The following is a 1,679-nucleotide window of genomic DNA, read 5'->3' on the forward strand; positions in this document are numbered from 1 at the left end:
TCCAGCGGCAGCAGCTCGCGCTCCAGCGGCGAAGCCAGCGACCAGCCCATGCACAGGTCGCGCGGCGCCAGCGCGGACTTGCCGGGCGAGCTCCAGATGACGAACTCCCCCAGCGGGAGCAGCTCGCCCCACTGGCCCGGCGCGCACCTGAACACCTCGTGCAGGAAGATGCCGAGCTCCCTGGCGTACTCGATGTGGGCGCACTCCGCGTCGGCCTGCTCACACGGCCTCCACGACGTACCGAAGCGCCCCGCGAAGTTGAGCAGCGCCCAGAGCTCCTGCATGAGCGCGTTGCAGAACTCCTTGCCGCGATCCGAGCTCAGCAGCATCGGCCACGTCTTCGCGCGCGTCGCGCAGCGAAAGAAAGCCCTGCGCACCTCGCTGTGCTGCAGGCTCCGGAGCGGCTCGAACAGCGGCGCCCCGGTGGTGACGCAGATGTACGTCATCACGTAGCAGTAGCCGTCGACGTCCGGCGGCGTGATGCGGCCCTCCATGTCGACCACCACGTGGTGGAACGGGAGCCGATGGCGCGCCACGATGAAGCTGGCCTGCACCTTCGTCGTCTGCTTCCTGAAGCAGATACAGGCCCAGCAGCACGCGCACCACTTCTCGACATCGGCGGTGAGACCTGGCCAGGTCACCAGCCGCCGCGCGCACTCGCGCGTCGCAACTACCGTCTTGTGGCCCCCCGACGCTCCAGCATGCACGTGCAAAAAGATGAAGCGCCTCCAGGACAGGCCTGACCCAGGGCCACCCGAGGCCGGGAGCACCAGCACCCAGCGCTGCTCGCCCGGGCCGACGGTCACGAACTCCTCCAGCGCGAAGTCGACGCCCAGCCGCCGGGCCCCCGGCGCCTCGTCCACCTCCGCGGGAGAGCGGAGCTTCAAGCACAGCGGCCCGAGCTCCTCATCCTTCCACTGGTCGCCGATGATCAGCGCCCGCAACGACAGCGTCAGCTCGAACGGCTCGCTGCCTGCCTCGGGCTCGGTGCCGCGGACCTGCGCCGCGTACGCCTCCCGAACCCCGATGTCGACGTCCTCGAGCTTGCGGCCCTCCGCGACCTCGGCGTCGAACTCGACCGTGCCGCGCTCCGGGCCGACCCGGGCGCGCCTCGCCACCTGGGCGATGTCCGGCACGTCGTAGGACTCGCGCTCGCCGCGCGCGAAGTTCGAGTCCTGCAGCAGGGCGAAGGCGTCCGTCGCTCGCCCGCCGAAGCGCTTCTCCAAAGCGCGATGCCAGGCCAAACCGAAGGCCCCGGCGAAAACCTCGCTGTAGGCGGCCGAGAAGGTCGACACCTTCACCACGACGCCGCCCTTGACCGCCGAGCCGCGGCAGTGCCTGTGCACATGCGTCGCTCCGAAGGCGGGTTGCCGAACGCTGCTGTCGCTGTCCCATAGCAGCCAGGCACTGGCGAACAGCTGCACGAACTCCGCGCCGTCGGGGAGCACCAGCTGCCGCACGTCGAGCTCCGTCACGAGCTCCAGGTCGGTCTCCACGCACGGCTGCGCCAGCGCGACCTCCTGAGGGGCACCTGGCCTACACTTCAGCACGAAGCAGGCCAGCCTGTAGGGGAACCCGCGGGCGGCCTCCAGCGGCAACACGCCCGAACTGCCCACGTCCTTCGCCCGGCGCACCCGGACGTTGGAACACACGAAGTCCTCGCGATCCCCGCCAAAGGA

General features: G+C 70.0%; 1 protein-coding gene. It reads right to left on the reverse strand.

Features of this window, described 5'->3' with window-relative positions:
• Nucleotides 1–1,679 (reverse strand): transposase family protein (locus GY812_14350; GenBank protein MCP4436665.1); only part of this gene is annotated, 1,679 nt, incomplete at both ends.

The organism is Actinomycetes bacterium (assembly GCA_024222295.1).
GTDB lineage: Bacteria > Actinomycetota > Acidimicrobiia > Acidimicrobiales > Microtrichaceae > JAAEPF01.